Raw genomic sequence first — 16,356 nt, forward strand, 5'->3', positions numbered from 1 at the left:
TTGCGTGTGGCAGGATCGCCGCGCAATTTTACTGCGCGGCTACGCGATTTTTTCCTCACAATCTTAACGCGCCTTGAGGCAAAGCATCAGCCTGCGTCGCTAAGTTATCCTTCCATAACGAAAAACAAATCTGACGGCGCGTCAGGTGAATCGAGCGGCAAGGATTCGGGCTCACAGGACGGGTCACAGGTCAACAAAAAAGATCGGTGGAAAACCGAAAATAATATGTTGACCGGTATGCACTCCTACGTCAGTTTGTGTAAGCCGACCGGGACGCCACAACATATAGTGACGCTTGGTTCGAGAGGGACAGACAGAACACAAATAGCCGACCAAACGAAGGTGTGGTTACAGCGCGGGGCATCCTTGTTTTCGCGTGGGGAGTTTTTTGACCTGAACTGACCGTCCGACCGGCATGAGCGCAGGGCGCGATTCTGGACACAAAGAGCCAGCCGCGACCAGGGAAGTTAATGACGCACGACGAGGCAGACCAAAAAAATGAAGATAGAACGCAAATTCACCCAGGCGGGGCGCGATGCCTACGCCACCATCGACTTCACCAAGACAGTTTCCGAAATCCGCAACCCTGACGGCACCATCGTGTTCCGTCTGGATGAGGTCGACGTGCCCACAAGCTGGAGCCAGGTCGCGTCGGACGTCATCGCGCAGAAATATTTCCGAAAAGCGGGCGTGCCTGCACGTCTGAAGAAGGTGCGCGAAAAGGGCGTGCCGGAATTCCTGTGGCGGTCTGTTCCTGATGAAGATGCACTGGCAGAGCTGCCGGAGGAGGAGCGCTTGGGCGGAGAGACAAGCTCTCGCCAGGTGTTTGACCGGCTTGCCGGTGCATGGTGCTACTGGGGCTGGAAGGGCGGCTACTTCACTACCGAGGATGACGCGCGCGCTTACTTTGACGAAATGCGTTACATGTTGGCGACCCAGCGGGCGGCGCCGAACTCTCCGCAATGGTTCAACACCGGGTTGCACTGGGCCTACGGTATCGATGGGCCGGGGCAGGGACACTACTATGTCGATTACAAGTCGGGCAAGCTGACGAAATCGAAGTCGGCTTATGAGCATCCGCAGCCGCACGCTTGTTTCATCCAGTCGGTCGGCGATGATCTGGTCGGCGATGGCGGCATCATGGATCTGTGGGTGCGTGAAGCGCGGCTGTTCAAATACGGCTCCGGCACGGGCACCAACTTTTCGTCGCTTCGCGCCGCGAACGAGGCACTGTCGGGCGGCGGTAAATCGTCGGGCCTGATGGGGTTCCTAAAAATCGGTGACCGCGCAGCCGGGGCGATCAAATCCGGCGGCACGACACGCCGGGCCGCGAAAATGGTGATCTGCGATGCGGATCACCCGGACATCGAAGAATTCATCAACTGGAAGGTCATCGAAGAACAGAAAGTGGCCTCGATCGTCGCGGGTTCCAAGATGCACGAACGCTGCCTGAACGACATCTTCGCCGCCATCGGCGGATGGGATGGCGCCGTCGATGACGCCTATGATCCGAAGGTCAACGACGGGCTGAAAGAGGCCGTCAAAGCCGCGAAAAAGCAAGCGATCCCGGAAACTTACGTCAAGCGCGTGCTGGACTACGCAAAGCAAGGCTACAGCTCTATCGAGTTCCCGACCTACAACACCGATTGGGACAGCGAGGCGTATTCAAGCGTTTCGGGCCAGAACTCAAACAATTCGATCCGCGTCACCGATGCTTTCCTGAAAGCCGTTAAGGATGACGCCGATTGGGAACTGATCCGCCGCACCGACGGCAAGATCGCCAAGACCATCAAAGCCCGCGATCTGTGGGAGCAGGTCGGCCACGCCGCATGGGCCTGCGCCGATCCCGGCATCCAGTATCACGATACGGTCAATGCATGGCACACATGCCCAGAAGACGGTCAAATTCGCGGCTCAAACCCTTGTTCTGAATACATGTTCCTCGACGATACGGCCTGTAACCTTGCGTCGATGAACCTGCTGACCTTCTACAAGGACGGCGCGTTTCAGGCCGAGGACTACATGCACGCCACGCGCCTTTGGACGCTGACGCTGGAAATCTCCGTGACGATGGCGCAGTTCCCGTCGAAGGAAATCGCGCAACTGTCCTACGACTTCCGCACGCTGGGTCTGGGCTATGCCAATATCGGCGGTCTGCTGATGAACATGGGCTATGGCTACGATTCCGACGAGGGCCGGGCGCTGTGCGGTGCCCTGACCGCGATCATGACCGGCGTGGCCTACGCGACCTCCGCCGAGATCGCGGGGGAGCTGGGCGCTTTCGCGAAATACGAAAAGAACGCGAAGCACATGCTGCGGGTGATCCGCAATCACCGGATTGCCGCCTATGGTAAAACGTCGGGCTACGAGGATCTTGAGGTCAAACCCGTTCCCCTCGATCACGCGAGCTGCCCGGACCAATCCCTTGTTTCCCTTGCGAAATCCGCGTGGGACGAGGCGCTGAAGCTTGGCGAAAAGCATGGCTACCGTAACGCGCAATCCACCGTAATCGCCCCGACCGGCACCATCGGCCTGGTCATGGATTGCGACACGACAGGGATCGAGCCGGACTTTGCACTGGTGAAATTCAAGAAACTCGCTGGCGGGGGTTACTTCAAAATCATCAACCGTTCGGTTCCGGCCGCGCTTGAAATTCTCGGCTACGGCTCCGCCCAAATCGAAGAGATCATCGGTTACGCGGTCGGTCACGGCACGCTCGGCAACGCGCCCGGCATCAACCACACCGCGTTGATCGGCCACGGCTTCGGCTCCGCCCAGATCGAGAAGATCGAAGCGGCGCTGCCTTCGGCCTTCGACATCCGCTTCGTGTTCAACCAGTGGACGCTGGGGGAAGAGTTCTGCACCGGCACGCTCGGTATCCCGGCGGCCAAGCTCAACGATCCCGCGTTCGACCTGCTGCGGCATCTGGGCTTTACCCGCGCCGATATCGACGCGGCCAACGATCATGTCTGCGGGACGATGACGCTCGAAGGGGCGCCGCATCTCGATCCGCAACACTACCACGTCTTCGACTGCGCCAATCCTTGCGGCAAAAAAGGCAAAAGGTTCCTGTCGGTGGATAGCCATATCCACATGATGGCTGCGGCACAGTCGTTCATCTCGGGCGCGATCAGTAAGACGATCAACATGCCCAACGATGCAACCATCGAGGACTGCCAGGAGGCATACGAACTGTCATGGAGCCTGGGCGTGAAGGCGAATGCGCTCTACCGGGACGGCTCGAAACTCTCCCAGCCTTTGGCAGCGGCGCTGGTCGAAGACGACGACGATGCGGAAGAGGTGTTGGCAACCGGGTCCGCTCAAGAAAAGGCGGCGGTGCTGGCCGAGAAGATCATCGAAAAGGTGGTCATCAAAGAGGTCGCCCGTGGCCGCGAAAAGCTGCCGGAACGGCGCAAGGGCTACACCCAGAAGGCCATCGTAGGCGGTCACAAGGTTTACCTTCGCACCGGCGAATACGAAACCGGCGCGCTGGGCGAAATCTTCATCGACATGCACAAGGAAGGCGCAGGCTTCCGTGCGATGATGAACAACTTTGCCATCGCGGTGTCGGTTGGCCTGCAATACGGTGTTCCGCTGGAGGAGTTCGTTGACGCCTTCACCTTTACCAAGTTCGAACCAGCCGGAATGGTGCAGGGCAATGACAGCATCAAGAATGCAACGTCGATCCTTGATTACATCTTCCGCGAGTTGGCGGTCAGCTACCTTGATCGCACCGATCTGGCCCATGTGAAGCCGGAAGGCGCAAGCTTTGACGACCTTGGTCGCGGCGAAGAAGAAGGCGTGTCGAACGTCCAAGAGGTCAGCGAAAACAACGCCTCGAAATCGCTGGAAGTGCTGAAACAAATCAGCTCCACCGGATACCTGCGCAAGCGCGTTCCGCAAGAACTTGTCGTCCTGCAGGGCGGGGCGGGGGCCACGGCGCTTGACGGCGCGGTTGACCCGGTCTCAACGCTGCAAACGCTGGTCCCGGAAACGGCCGGGGCCGTCAAGGCCGCCGCGTCGACTGCGATGGCATCCGGCACCGTCAGCATGGACGCCCGGACCAAGGCGAAAATGCAGGGCTACGAAGGCGATCCATGCGGAGACTGCGGAAACTACACGCTGGTTCGCAACGGAACTTGCATGAAATGTAATACCTGCGGGGCGACCTCTGGTTGCTCGTAGGGAACACGGGGCGGGTGCGCTCGCCCCTGACGCGGATCAGGCCGCAGGCAGAATACCGGGCGGTACAAACGATGAGCCTGATCAGCGAAACTGGGGTGCTTTCGGGCACCCCTTTTTCTTTTTTCGGTGGCCCGTTCTGATTGCGGAGTGATCTGGATTCTCCTAACGATTAGAGAACTGAACCCGATAAGGACGCGCCTATGCTGACGGTCTATTCTAAAAAACACCGGCTTCGGGATTCCAAAGGCGAAATTCATGGCGGAGAGATCGTTCCCCCATTCGAATGCCCCCGTCGGGCCGATATCGTTCTCGATCGGATCAATGCCGTTGGGCTTGGCGAAGTGATTGAACCAAAGGACTACGGACTCGACCCGGTGCATGCCGTTCACGACGCCGGCTACGTTTCGTTCCTGTCGACCTGCTGGGACGAATGGGTTGCAGAAGGGTTCGGAGGTGAGGCAATCGCGACCTCGTGGCCCGGTCGCACCATGAACGCGCCTCACATCCCGCGGAACATCGACGGCAAGGTCGGATATTATGCACTGGCAAGCGAAACTTCGATATCCGAAGGCACTTGGGAGGCTGCGCTTGCATCCAAGGACGTTGCATTGGAGGCGACGGAACACGTCTTGGCTGGCAACGGCGCGGCGTTCGGGCTGTGCCGACCGCCGGGCCACCACGCAGCGCGTGATCAGTTCGGCGGTTATTGCTTTTTGAACAACGCTGCCATCGCCGCGCAACATGCACGTGCGAAGGGCGCGGAGCGGGTCGCGATCCTCGACGTTGATTTTCACCACGGGAACGGGACGCAGGACATCTTCTACGACCGTGACGATGTGTTCTTCCTGTCCCTGCACGGTGATCCGCTTGATGCGTTCCCCTATTTCCTCGGCCATCGGGACGAGGTCGGCACGGGGAAGGGCGCGGGGTTCACCGCCAATTACCCGATGCCGCCGGGGACGGAGTATTCCGCCTGGAAGGCAGCGCTTCAGGACGCGCTTGACCGGATCGCCAAAGCGAAGTGCGATTTTCTGGTCGTTTCGCTTGGAACCGACACGTTCAAGGACGATCCGATCAGCTTTTTCAAACTCGGCTCTGATGATTTCACCGATTATGGTGCGCTGCTTGCGGGTTTGAACCTGCCCACCGTTTTTTTGCTAGAGGGCGGATATGCCGTCGACGACATCGGTGTGAACGTGGTGAATACCCTGACCGGATTCGAAAACGCCCTTCGTTAGCGGAAATCAGCCGTGCGTCAGTGTGATCGAAAGCTGCTTCAACGCTTCGCGTTCCTCGGCGGATAGCTGTTCGGCGTCGACCGTTTCATCGTGAAGCTCAACGAACATTTCTGAAATCTGCGCGATCTCTGCATCGTCAAAGTCGCGGTCAGACCGCGCAAAGCTTGCCACCGACCGCGTGCCCCGACCGACATGGGCGGCGACAAATCCGTGCGACAGCCCGTGTTTGCGGGCTTTTTTCAGCACCGAATGCTCGTCCTCCGCCTCGAGATCCTTCCAAACCCGTGTTCCGGTGTTTTCGAATCCCCAGCGCACGGTCGGGTCGTGCAGGACCAAGCCGTTCTGCGAATAGTAATCCATCCAGTCCTGCGCGTAGGTCTGGAACAGGAATGTCGGCGTCGTGAACTTGATATGGAGCGCAATTGCATAGCCCGCCGGACAAAGTCCATCCAGTTTCGCCAGCACCGGGCTGATGCTTAGTTGTTGATCCATGGGCGTTCCGATAACTCGCATTGAGGTTGCGGGTCGCAACCGCTATATCCTAGATTACCAGAATTACACATCGCGGGTGCTTTGAAAAGTTGATCTGGCCCCAAGACGAAATTCAACTTTAAGGTGCAACGCAGGATGAACAGCGCGATTGGTTCCTACGACTTTTCGGTCGTCGCGCCTGCCGGGTATTACATTGCACTGCGAGTCGGTTTTGCCTACCCGATGTCAGAACAAAACGCACTGCCCGCACGCTGGGTTGAGACATATACCGAGCAGGGATTCATGCTGTTCGATCCGGTGATGAAATGGGTCTACGCCAACACCGGAACCGTGCGGTGGAGCGCGCTGAAGGATGATCCGCAGAAAATTCTGGAAAAAGCCGCGCGGTTCGGCCTGCGCTACGGCGTTGCGATCAGCTGCATCGACAAAAGTGCGCATGGTCAGCGCAGTTTCGGATCGTTCGCGCGGACAGACCGCGAATTTACCGACGCCGAAATCGACACCCTTCGGCAAAGCTTGCGCGCCCTTCACACGTCGATTGCGCCGCCGACAAATCTGACCAAGGCAGAGCTTGAAGTCCTTGAGATGGTCAAGAACGGCCTGTTGATGAAAGAAATCGCAAATCAGATTGGCGTGTCACAGGGCGCGATAAAACAGCGTTTGAAGAACGCGAAACTCAAGCTCAACGCGAAAACCAGCAGTCAGGCTGCGGCGCTCGCGCTGGAGTATGGATTGATCTAATTCGCCGAAATTTGTGGCTTTTGGCCCCGCTTGGAATGTGTCTTGGTTGAATTGGAGTTAACAAAACCCGTGTTGCGGGTTTTAATTCACTCTCCACTTAGGAGAGTACACCATGAAAAATATCACCTTCGACTTGTCCGAAATCCACATGCACGGAACGGCGTTTTACGACTACCTCGCCCTTCGCAAGCACTTCTTTGTCGATACGCTGGGGTGGGACATCCCCCATAACGACGAGGTCGAGATGGACCAGTATGACAATCCGCTGGCCCATTATTCACTTGTCCTGCGGGACGGTAAAGTCATCGGCGGCGCCCGTGCAATGCCCACGACATCGTCCTGGGGCGACTACACTTACATGCTGCGCGATGCGGTCAGCGGAAAGCTTGCCGACATACCGGATGAGGTCATGTCAAAAGAAATCGCGAACCCGAATGTCTGGGAATGCACCCGTCTCGTGATGTCTGAAGAGGTCAAATGCCATGCCGACCGCAGCGCGTGCCTGTCGCTGATCGTTGATGGCCTTGTCCGCGTGGCCCGCAAGCAGGGTGGCAGCGAATTGATGTCACTGTCGCCGCTATCCCTGATGCGTGCCTTGCGTCAGTTGGGCTATGACGCCAGCCGCATTGGAAAGCCGTATCTGAACCCCGGCGACGGGCGCAAATATGCGGTTTTGCGGATGCCAGCAGAACGGGCCGCAGCCCATGCAGAGGTGCGGGCAGTCGCGTAAGGGTTGTGTGGACAAGCTCCGGCGCGGGGGTGGCGCGTCGGAAAAGCCATGCGCAACACGGGGTTGCCTCGTGCGCCTAATTCTCCCGCCCGTGCGCCCTGAGGCGCGCGTGGAGGGCAGGCGTATCGGGATGGGCGATCTCTAGCGCGAACACGTAGGCATGGACGAGGAAAAAGCACGCGGCGTCGATATCCGCAGCTCTCTCCGCCTCGTCAGCCGCTTGCCTGTAAAGCCCCACGAGCGCGGCGCGATCGTCGCGTTCGTGGGCGGCCAGAAGCGCGGCGTCGAGCGATCCGCTCACTCTGCCGCCATTGCCTTTGTTCGGTGGCCTTCAATACGCTCCGCCGCCCATGCGTGAAAGCAATGGGTCGGCCCGTCCATTGCGGGGGAGAAACGGCCACCGTCAAACAGTGGCGCATGGCGGCCTTTCTGCATCCCCTCGACGACAAAGACATCCTCAACAAAAACGGATTTCCATTGCTGCGTGTTCTTCGCGCGAAGGGCGGGATCGGTGTCGTCGGTGGGGTAATAGATGTGCACATGCTCCACCGTTCGTTCCGGCCCGTGCGGGACCAGTATGATCGAATAGACATGATCGCGATGCGCGCCGAGTAGAACGTTCGGATAGACGCACAGATATTCCGCCGCCGTATCCCATTTGTCGGATAGCCCCTGAAAGTCGGGGAAAGTGTTGCCGTCGTGGTCCTTCAACTGACGATAGACCAGCGTGCCTTGGCCGGAAAACTGGCCGGGCGCTTCGATGTTGTAGTGATCTTCCAGCCGGGAGTAGCTGTTAAGCCCCGGATGCACCCACGGCAAATGGTAGCTCTCGGCGTAGTTTTCGACGGCAAGCTTCCAGTTGCAGTTCACCTCAAGCTCAAACCGGCTGTCGGCACCGCCATGGAAGATGGGCTTTTCAAACTCCGCCCAGCGGGCCATTGCTCCGGCCATCGCGTCTTCGAATGCGGGGGCGTCGCCGGACATATTGATCCAGACGACGTCGCGCCACAGGTGGCTGCGGATTTCGGTGAGGCCAAGCGTCGATTTGTCGATCGCCTCATGCACATTGTGGCCGGGTCCGCCGACATGCGGGGTTGAGACCAGTTCGCCCTTATGGCTATAGCACCAGCTATGATAGGGGCAGCGGATCGCGCCTTCGATCTTGCGGGCCTCTTCGACAAGGATCATGCCGCGGTGGCGGCAGGTGTTCTGAAAGACCCGAACGACGCCGTCCTTGCCCCGCATCAGTAAGATCGGAACGCCGAGGAAATCGACAGGTTTCGCATCGCCCGGTTCCGGCACATCGGCCCCCGCCGCTAGCCCCGCCCATGTTTCGAACAGCAGCGCCTCGCGTTCTTCGGCAAAGATTTCGGGATCAACATAATGCGCGTTCGGTAATCCGCTGGCGCGGTCGATGGGTTGGTGAACACGACTTAGATCGGTGCGCATCGCAAATTCCTCCGTTGATCCTGATAAACTCAACAGTAGCGTCGAGTTTTCATTGGGTCCGGTCAGGAAACGACCTACGATGCCGGGTCACGACATGAAAATGGGGTGCAATAAGGGATTATCGCACCCCTTGTTTGCTCAATCTGCGTTGGCCAAAAGCTCTGCCACCGCGTCGCTTTCGGGTAGGTCGAGCGATTTTCGCAGCCCGTGCCGCGCGCGGGCAAGGCGAGACATGACTGTGCCGACGGGAACGCCGATCTCTCGCGCCATGTCGGCATATTGCGCCTGATCGCGTGCGGCGAGCGTTAAAAGACGAGCATGCGCAGGCGGAAGCATCTCGATGGCGCGGACCACATCCTGCGTGATCAATCTGCGATCTCCTCCGGCCGGGGTCGCTGGGGTGTCTTTCTCCTCCAACTCATCAAAGACGCGGGGGGGGCGGCGTGACAGGTTCCGCACGGTGGTCATCAGGTAGGGCCGCAGATCTTCGATCTCGGTTCCGGTATCCATCCTCGCCCAGACTCGCAGTAGCGTTTCCTGCATCAAATCCTCTGCGGTGCTGCGGTCCCGTGTCAGGCGTCGTGCGGCGCGGGCGAGATCGGGCATAAGCTCCGTAAGGGCTTTGCTGCGATCATCCGATGTCCTGGGCATGTGGTTCTCCTATTCCTCACAGCCCTAACATCGTTGCAATCTGACGGAGAACAAGCTGGGGGATTTTCGCCTGTGGGGAGGAATGGCCCTTTTTGGGCGACTTCCCGCAAATCCGGTCACCCCTGATCGGCGGCAGATTGCACGAAGCGGGTTGGTGCGCCGATGGCAGGGAATAATTCCCCGTCTATCCCGTCTTTACTTGTGAGGGCCACGAAAGGTGAGCCTTCTTATCAGTAATGTCCAAGGAGACGAAAACATGAAACGTATCACACTGGCACTCGGTTCTGTCGCAGCTCTGGCAATCTCGGCCACCGCAATCAGCGCTCAGACTGAGCTGGACAGCGATGGTGACGGGGTTCTTTCCTTTGCGGAGCTTCAGGCCGGCTACCCTGACCTGACCGAAGAAGTTTTTGCTGCAATCGACGCAAACGGTGACGGCACGGCCGACGCTGATGAGCTGACCGCAGCAACCGACGCAGGCGTTCTGCCGGCGATGGAATAAGTCCACCACCGTTTCGGCGGCGTTATATCATGACGAGCTGATCCCCGCGTTTCGGGCACCCCAGTTCAGCTAAATAACCGCCGAAACAGAAAACGGCCCGCCAAGTGCGGGCCGTTTTTCGTTTCTGGAACGGGTAGGGGGCGGCTATGCGCCGCGGGACAGGGCCGCAACCCCGGTTCGCGCGACTTCCATCAGGCCGAGCGGACGCATCAGGTCAGCGAAGGCATCGACTTTGTCAGGCGTGCCCGTAATCTCAAACACAAAACTTTCGAGCGTGGAGTCCACCACATTGGCGCGGAAGATATCCGCAAGGCGCAACGCCTCGACCCGCTTGTCGCCACTGCCCGTCACTTTGAACAGGGCGAGTTCCCGTTCGACCGATGCACCTTCAACCGTCAGATCGTGAACCTCATGCACTGGCACGATCCGGCCAAGTTGCGCCTTGATCTGTTCAATCACCGACGGCGTCCCGGTGGTGACGATGGTAATGCGCGATCTGTGACCCTCATGGTCAATCTCGGCCACGGTCAGGCTTTCAATGTTATAGCCACGGCCCGAAAACAGCCCGATCACCCGCGCCAGAACACCCGCTTCGTTATCGACAACAACGGCGAGCGTGTGTGTTTCGATCAGGTCGGAGTTCGGGTCGCGGAGATCATAAGCCGATTTCTTCGACGCGCCCTTTTTCAGTTTTAGTGCAGACATTTGCAAAGCTTCCTTAAACTAGAACCGCGCCTTTGGTGCCGATGGCAGAAGATGTATCGACTTCGCCCATCAGCATCTCATTGTGCGGTGCGCCCGACGGGATCATCGGGAAGCAGTTTTCGTGTTTTTCAACCAAGCAATCGAACAGAACCGGCCCGTCATAGGCGAGCATTTCCTTGATCGCGTCGTCGAGGTCCGCAGGGTCAGAGCATTGGATGCCCTTCGCCCCGAACGCCTCAGCCAATTTGACGAAATCCGGCAGCGCTTCGGACCAGCTTTGGGAGTAACGCTCCCCATGCAGCAATTCCTGCCACTGACGCACCATGCCGAGCCGTTCGTTGTTCAGGATGAACTGCTTGACGGGCAGGCGGTATTGCGCGGCGGTGCCGAGTTCTTGCATATTCATCAGCCAGCTTGCTTCGCCTGCGACGTTGATGACCAGCGCGTCCGGATGCGCGACCTGAACGCCGATGGAAGAGGGAAAGCCGTAGCCCATTGTGCCAAGGCCGCCCGACGTCATCCAACGGTTCGGATCTTCAAACCCAAGGAATTGCGCGGCCCACATTTGGTGCTGGCCCACTTCGGTGCAGATATAACGGTCGTGGTCTTTGGTCAGCGCTTCCAGCCGTTCAAGCGCGTATTGCGGTTTGATCGTCTTGGTCGATTGGTTGTAGCGCAGGCATTCGGTTTTTTTCCATTCGTCGATCTGCCCCCACCATTTGCGAAGGCCGTCCGTGTTGGTCTTGGCACCGCGGGATTTCCAGACTTTCAGGATATCCCCCAGAACGTTCGCAACATCGCCAATGATCGGGAGTTCAACATGGATGGACTTGTTGATGGAGCTTGGGTCGATGTCGATATGCGCCTTTTTCGATTTCGGGCTGAAATCATCAAGCCGCCCTGTGATACGGTCATCAAACCGCGCGCCGACATTGATCATAAGATCGCAACCGTGCATGGCGAGGTTCGCCTCATAAAGCCCATGCATCCCGAGCATTCCAAGCCAGTTCTTGCCCGAGGCCGGGTATGCGCCAAGCCCCATCAGGGTCGAGGTGATCGGAAAGCCTGTCGCATCGACAAGTTCCCGCAGCAAAGCGCTTGCCTTGTCGCCTGAGTTGATGACGCCGCCACCGGTGTAGAAGATCGGACGCTCCGCCGCTTCGATCAGTTCGACAAGCTCGGCGATCGACTCCGGGTCGCCTTTGACTTGCGGGGCGTAGTGGCTGGTATTCGCGGATTTCGGCGGTGTGTAGATGCCATTGGCGAACTGCACATCTTTGGGGATGTCGACCAAAACCGGGCCGGGGCGGCCAGAAGTTGCAACATGAAACGCCTGATGGATCACGTCCGACAGCTTGTCGGTTTCGCGGACCAGCCAGTTGTGCTTGGTGCAGGGGCGGGTGATGCCAACCGTGTCCGCCTCTTGAAAGGCATCGTTGCCGATCATGAAGGTCGGAACCTGTCCCGTCAAAACGACAATCGGGATCGAATCCATCAGCGCGTCGGTCAGACCGGTCACGGCATTCGTCGCGCCGGGGCCAGACGTGACGAGGCAGACGCCGGGTTTCCCGGTCGACCGGGCATAGCCTTCGGCCGCGTGGACGGCGCCCTGTTCGTGGCGCACAAGGATGTGGCGAATGTCATTCTGCTGGAAAATCTCGTCATAGATCGGAAGCACGGCGCCTCCGGGGTATCCGAATACCGTGTCCACGCCTTGATCCTTCAAAGCCTGGATCACCATCTTCGCGCCGGTCATTGCCCGTGTCATCTGTTCGTCTCCGTTCCGCTGCCCGTGGGTCGGGCCAAGTCTTGCTCGCAATAAAAAGCCCCCGGTGTTGAAGCGGGGGCGCATGGGTGTCGATATGGTCTACCGTTACCGGCCCATGCGCTGATTTCCTACAATGACGACTAGTGGTGTCATGGTCGAAAGCTCCTTGCTTGCGCGGTGAGTATTATGGGGCCGGGCGAGGGGCGTCAACAGGCAAAACCATCAATAAAGTGTCGTCAGGCGATTATTTATAGCACGATTGTTGCGCGCTGGCGGCTGTGTAGGAAATGAGAGCAAATTTCCGTCATCCCGCCGCGTTCGGTCAATTTGGTCGGATGACCCACCCGTGTTAGCATGGTGGCGGGAGTCGAGGGTGTGGTGAACAGGGAGAATAGAGATGTGTGACCACGACCCGATGCAGTGCATCATTCCGCCCCATATGCTCAAGGTGCTTCAGATGCGCGGCGACGCGAAGGTGGCAAAAATGGCCACGGATATGCTCGCCCAGAACGCGAAGGTGCGCGATGCGCGTCAGGAATTCATGTCGACACGCATGGTTCCAGATGGCTCAACGCCTGAAAGCGCCTTTCTGACGCCTGCCTTGGCGGAAACCTGCGAAACGGCGGTCTGCAAGCGCGAAATCTATGACGGTCAGGAGAAGGCGGGCCTACCCGGAAAGCTCGCCCGGAAAGAGGGTGATGGGGAAACGTCCGACCCAACCGTGAACGAAGCCTATGACGGGGCGGGGGCGGTCTTTGACCTCTACGCCAAGGAATTCGGTCGCAACAGCCTTGACGGGAACGGCATGAAGCTTGTCGCGACGGTCCATCATCGCCGCAAATACAACAATGCCTTTTGGAACGGCGAACAGATGGCCTATGGCGACGGGGATGGTGTGATTTTCGTCAAGTTCACTGAACTTTCGGTGATCGCACATGAGATGTCGCACGGCGTCGTCCAGTTTTCCGGCGGCCTGCGCTATACCGGGCAATCCGGTGCGTTGAACGAAAGTTTCGCCGACTGTTTCGGCGCGATGATCCAGCAATACCGGCTGGGGCAGGAAAGCTGTGAAGGCGATTGGCTGATCGGCAAGGGCATCCTGGGCCCCGACATCCGCGGCGTTGCGCTGAGGAGTATGAAAGCACCCGGAACCGCCTATTCCGACGCGACGCTGGGCCAGGACCCGCAGCCCTATCACATGGATTTCTACGTTGATACGACCGACGACAATGGTGGGGTTCACATCAATTCGGGCATTCCAAACCACGCGTTTTACCTGTATTGCCAATACCTTGGTGGCAATTCCTGGCAAAAAGCCGGGCAGGTCTGGTATCAGGCGCTTCAGCGCCTAAATAATCCGTTGGCGACGTTCCACGACTGGGCGGCGCAAACCGTTGATGCAGCACTCAGGCTTTATGGTGTCGGCGCGTTGGAGGTAAATCTTCTGCGGCGGTCATGGAAATTGGTAGGTATCAGCATATGAGGACGCGTTTATGGGATGTTCGACAGGGGTATTGTGTGCCGCCGTGCTGATTAAGATGACAACAAGCGGTGGTTTTACCGGGCTGGGAACCGGGGGACAGCCGTTGGAACTGGAACTTGGCGCGTTGCAGGATCAGCAGCGTGAGGCGGTCTGTTCACTTGTTGATCGACTGCCCGCCGCCGCGTCGCAGGAAACGATGGTATCGGACGATATCACCTATCGGTTCGAAGTGATTGACGACGACGGCACAAAATCGGTGCATGAAGTGGCGGAGTCGGTGTTGCTTGACGAAGAACTCGACCTGATAGACCGCTTGCAGGATTAGCCGCTAAAGGCCGACGCCTGTGCCCTGCAAAACCCCGTGTTCCAGTGCGTAACGGGTTAGACCAGCGGTCGAACTGATCCCAAGCTTCCGCTTGATGTTCTTCCGGTGGGTTTCGACCGTCCGCACCGAAATATCCAGCGCCAGCGCCACATCCTTGTTGGATTTACCCTGCGCAAGCTCCAGCAATATCGTCTGTTCGCGCGAGGTCAGCGGTTCACGTCCATCCTGCGTTGTCGGCGCGAGGGCCGCAGTGGTGCCTGTGCAAAGATACTGCTCTCCGGCCATGACCTTGCTGATCGCCTGCTTGATTTCATCCGTCGGCACGTCCTTCAGGATATAGCCACGCGCGCCGTGACTTAGCGCGGTTGAGATATATTCGGAACTATCGTGCATCGACAGGATCAGGATGCGGGTGTCGGGACACCGCTCTAATATCATCTCAGTCGCGGTCAACCCGTTCACGATTGGCATATTGAGGTCGAGCAGGATGACATCCGGGGCCAACTCCTCCACCCGGTCAATTGCGTCCTGACCGTTTGAAAGCGTGCCGACAACCTTGATGTCATCATAGGTTTCAAGGATCGCTTCGATCCCGTGCGCGACCATCGGGTGGTCGTCAACGATGAGAACTCTGGTCGGTTCATTCATGCGCTGGCCTTTGTTTTTCCCTCGGGCGGCAACAGGTGCGATAGCGGAACCTGTGCCTCGATCACTGTGCCATCGACGGATGACAGCACCCGTAGCGTGCCGTTTAATTGCTCCATCCGTTCTTGCATGTTCCGCAGGCCAAGGCCAGCCGGGGCGGGGTTTGCTTCGGTCGGTTGTTCGATGCCGTGGCCGTTATCGGCGATCCGCATTGTGCCGCCGTTTCGATGGCCGAACAGTTTGACGGATACTTTCGTCGCGTCGGAATGACGTTCGATATTGGTCAACGCCTCTTGCGCGATCCGGTAGAGCGCGATCTTCGCCTCCCCATCCAGCCGGTTGCGGAAGACGACGGTTTCAAACTCCATCTCAATGCCCGTCCGCTCCGAAAATTCAGCGGTCAGCGCTTTCAAGGCGGGGCCGAGGCCAAGGTCATCCAGAACGCCGGGGCGCAGGTCACGGCTGATCCGGCGGACCTCTTGGATTGCGGTGTTGAGGTGGTCGATCCCCTGATCCAGTGTTTCATTCGCGCGGTTATCGCCGCTGGCCAACCGCTTGCGGCTGAGTTCCAGCGCGTAGCGAATACCGACGAGGATTTGGCTGATACTGTCATGCAATTCCCGTGCGACGCGCCCGCGCTCTTCCTCCTGCGTGTCGAAAATGCGTTGGGTCAGTTCCTTCAGTTTCGCGTCAGCCAACCGTCGTTCACGGATATTGATAAGCAGTCCGGTGAGGAAAACCAGAAGGACAGCCGCCAAGGTAATCGCCCCGATATAAAGGAACGTTCGCGCCACCCGCGCTTCGGTATCCGCGCGGGCTGCCGCGACGCTATCCAGCACATCGTCGATGAAAACTCCGGTCCCAACTGCCCATTGCCAATCCTGCAAGCCGACAACATAAGACACCATTTGCGCGGTTTCGCCGGTCGATGGCTTCTTCCAAAGATAGGTGTGATAGCCGCCACCGGTTCGGGCAAGGTCGATCAGTTGATCGGTGACGGGCGTGCCTTCGGCATCCTCAAGCCCGGCCCAGTTGCGCTGAATGAACTCCGTCTGGCGCGGGCTGACGAGGTTTTGCCCGCCATAATCGTAGACGAAGAAATACCCATCCTGACCATAGAGCATCGCCGCGAGGATCTGCGTAACCTCAAGCTTCGCTACTTCATCATCCGGCAGCGCGTTGCCGTAAATCGCGGAAAACGCGGTGCGGGCGAGGGCGAGGTAGTTCTTCAGCTCCGCTTTCTTTGCGTCGATCAACTGACGCTCAAGCGCGGCAATCTCTCGTTCGGCAAGTGCGCGGGATTGAAGTGACACCAGCACCGAAATCGCAGCCACCGCGAGGATCAGCGGTACCGTGGCAAGCAGGAACAGCTTTTGTGCGTAGCTCGTCCTGAGCGGCTTTGAGAAAAGGCTTGCAATGCGAAACATCTGCTGAGGGTATTT

General features: G+C 58.4%; 15 protein-coding genes. 7 read left to right on the forward strand and 8 right to left on the reverse strand.

Annotation, left to right across the window (positions count from 1 at the left end; translation table 11 throughout):
• The first annotated feature begins 498 nt into the window (after positions 1-498).
• Together ACEWPJ_RS07490 and ACEWPJ_RS07495 are read left to right on the forward strand one after the other, a co-directional pair.
• Positions 499-4,185 carry a vitamin B12-dependent ribonucleotide reductase gene (locus ACEWPJ_RS07490; protein ID WP_416512138.1) on the forward strand — a complete coding sequence of 1,229 codons (3,687 nt, stop codon included), beginning with the start codon at positions 499-501 and terminating at the stop codon, positions 4,183-4,185.
• 200 nt (positions 4,186-4,385) lie between these two features.
• Positions 4,386-5,423: a histone deacetylase family protein gene (locus ACEWPJ_RS07495; RefSeq protein WP_416512139.1), complete on the forward strand. Its 1,038-nt coding sequence runs from the start codon at positions 4,386-4,388 to the stop codon at positions 5,421-5,423.
• 6 nt (positions 5,424-5,429) lie between these two features.
• Here the strand turns inward: ACEWPJ_RS07495 and ACEWPJ_RS07500 are convergent, their stop codons facing one another.
• Positions 5,430-5,915: an autoinducer binding domain-containing protein gene (locus ACEWPJ_RS07500; RefSeq protein WP_416512141.1), complete on the reverse strand. Its 486-nt coding sequence runs from the start codon at positions 5,913-5,915 to the stop codon at positions 5,430-5,432.
• Positions 5,916-6,050: 135 nt separating this feature from the next.
• Between ACEWPJ_RS07500 and ACEWPJ_RS07505 the strand changes: the two genes are divergently transcribed.
• Together ACEWPJ_RS07505 and ACEWPJ_RS07510 are read left to right on the forward strand one after the other, a co-directional pair.
• Positions 6,051-6,656, forward strand: a complete 606-nt coding sequence (locus tag ACEWPJ_RS07505) for an autoinducer binding domain-containing protein (protein ID WP_416512142.1) — start codon at positions 6,051-6,053, stop codon at positions 6,654-6,656.
• A gap of 112 nt (positions 6,657-6,768) precedes the next feature.
• Positions 6,769-7,386 carry an acyl-homoserine-lactone synthase gene (locus ACEWPJ_RS07510; protein ID WP_416512143.1) on the forward strand — a complete coding sequence of 206 codons (618 nt, stop codon included), beginning with the start codon at positions 6,769-6,771 and terminating at the stop codon, positions 7,384-7,386.
• Between the two features lie 76 nt (positions 7,387-7,462).
• Here ACEWPJ_RS07510 and ACEWPJ_RS07515 read toward each other — a convergent pair whose 3' ends face one another.
• The 3 genes from ACEWPJ_RS07515 to ACEWPJ_RS07525 form a co-directional block, all read right to left on the reverse strand.
• A complete protein-coding gene (locus tag ACEWPJ_RS07515) occupies positions 7,463-7,687 on the reverse strand; it encodes a hypothetical protein (RefSeq protein ID WP_416512144.1) in 225 nt (74 codons plus the stop codon).
• The gene (locus ACEWPJ_RS07520) at positions 7,684-8,835 is read right to left on the reverse strand and encodes an aromatic ring-hydroxylating oxygenase subunit alpha (RefSeq protein ID WP_416512145.1); all 1,152 of its coding nucleotides are present in this window, start codon (positions 8,833-8,835) and stop codon (positions 7,684-7,686) included. Before ACEWPJ_RS07520 ends, ACEWPJ_RS07515 begins: the two co-directional genes overlap by 4 nt.
• A gap of 138 nt (positions 8,836-8,973) precedes the next feature.
• A complete protein-coding gene (locus tag ACEWPJ_RS07525; protein ID WP_416512146.1) occupies positions 8,974-9,486 on the reverse strand; it encodes an RNA polymerase sigma factor in 513 nt (170 codons plus the stop codon).
• Between the two features lie 256 nt (positions 9,487-9,742).
• On the opposite strand from ACEWPJ_RS07525, the gene ACEWPJ_RS07530 reads away from it, so the two are divergent.
• Positions 9,743-9,988: a hypothetical protein gene (locus ACEWPJ_RS07530; RefSeq protein ID WP_416512147.1), complete on the forward strand. Its 246-nt coding sequence runs from the start codon at positions 9,743-9,745 to the stop codon at positions 9,986-9,988.
• A 144-nt stretch (positions 9,989-10,132) separates the two neighbouring features.
• On the opposite strand, the gene ilvN is transcribed toward ACEWPJ_RS07530, so the two are convergent.
• Together ilvN and ACEWPJ_RS07540 are read right to left on the reverse strand one after the other, a co-directional pair.
• Positions 10,133-10,693 (reverse strand): acetolactate synthase small subunit, encoded by a 561-nt coding sequence (gene ilvN / locus ACEWPJ_RS07535; RefSeq protein ID WP_416512148.1) that lies wholly within the window; start codon positions 10,691-10,693, stop codon positions 10,133-10,135.
• 13 nt (positions 10,694-10,706) lie between these two features.
• A complete protein-coding gene (locus ACEWPJ_RS07540) occupies positions 10,707-12,461 on the reverse strand; it encodes an acetolactate synthase 3 large subunit (protein WP_416512149.1) in 1,755 nt (584 codons plus the stop codon).
• 397 nt (positions 12,462-12,858) lie between these two features.
• Between ACEWPJ_RS07540 and ACEWPJ_RS07545 the strand changes: the two genes are divergently transcribed.
• Both ACEWPJ_RS07545 and ACEWPJ_RS07550 read left to right on the forward strand, forming a co-directional pair.
• Positions 12,859-13,944 (forward strand): M4 family metallopeptidase, encoded by a 1,086-nt coding sequence (locus ACEWPJ_RS07545; RefSeq protein WP_416512150.1) that lies wholly within the window; start codon positions 12,859-12,861, stop codon positions 13,942-13,944.
• 10 nt (positions 13,945-13,954) lie between these two features.
• The gene (locus ACEWPJ_RS07550; RefSeq protein WP_416512151.1) at positions 13,955-14,269 is read left to right on the forward strand and encodes a protealysin inhibitor emfourin; all 315 of its coding nucleotides are present in this window, start codon (positions 13,955-13,957) and stop codon (positions 14,267-14,269) included.
• Between the two features lie 3 nt (positions 14,270-14,272).
• On the opposite strand, the gene ACEWPJ_RS07555 is transcribed toward ACEWPJ_RS07550, so the two are convergent.
• Together ACEWPJ_RS07555 and ACEWPJ_RS07560 are read right to left on the reverse strand one after the other, a co-directional pair.
• Positions 14,273-14,917: a response regulator gene (locus tag ACEWPJ_RS07555; RefSeq protein WP_416512152.1), complete on the reverse strand. Its 645-nt coding sequence runs from the start codon at positions 14,915-14,917 to the stop codon at positions 14,273-14,275.
• The gene (locus tag ACEWPJ_RS07560; RefSeq protein ID WP_416512153.1) at positions 14,914-16,341 is read right to left on the reverse strand and encodes a cache domain-containing protein; all 1,428 of its coding nucleotides are present in this window, start codon (positions 16,339-16,341) and stop codon (positions 14,914-14,916) included. The genes ACEWPJ_RS07555 and ACEWPJ_RS07560 overlap by 4 nt, the downstream gene beginning before the upstream one ends.
• Between the last annotated feature and the right edge of the window lie 15 nt (positions 16,342-16,356).

Source organism: Aliiroseovarius sp. YM-037 (genome assembly GCF_048060095.1).
GTDB lineage: Bacteria > Pseudomonadota > Alphaproteobacteria > Rhodobacterales > Rhodobacteraceae > JBLUOA01.